Source organism: Salifodinibacter halophilus, from assembly GCA_012999515.1.
In the GTDB taxonomy this organism is placed as follows: domain Bacteria; phylum Pseudomonadota; class Gammaproteobacteria; order Nevskiales; family Salinisphaeraceae; genus Salifodinibacter; species Salifodinibacter halophilus.
On record JABEEB010000806.1, the window covers coordinates 1 to 232 of the forward strand.

At 69.4% G+C, this 232-nt stretch carries 1 protein-coding gene; it reads left to right on the forward strand.

The annotated features are described in order from the left end of the window. On the forward strand, positions 1–232 hold a 232-nt coding region (locus HKX41_13815), incomplete at both ends, for a tRNA uridine(34) 5-carboxymethylaminomethyl modification radical SAM/GNAT enzyme Elp3 (GenBank protein NNC25210.1).

The window sequence follows — 232 nt, forward strand, 5'->3', positions numbered from 1 at the left end:
CCCGCGGACTTCATCGACGCCGGCGTCTGGAAGTCCAACCTCCGGCAACTGGCCGCCCAGCGCGCCGAGGAACGGGGCATCGTCCAGCGGGACATCCGCGCCCGCGAGGTCGGCATGAACGAGGCTGACCCGGACCCCGACCGCATCGAACTCGACGTGATGACCTACGAGGTCGCCGGCGGGACCGAGCAGTTCATCTCGTTCGAGGACCCCGTCGAGGACCTGCTGGTCG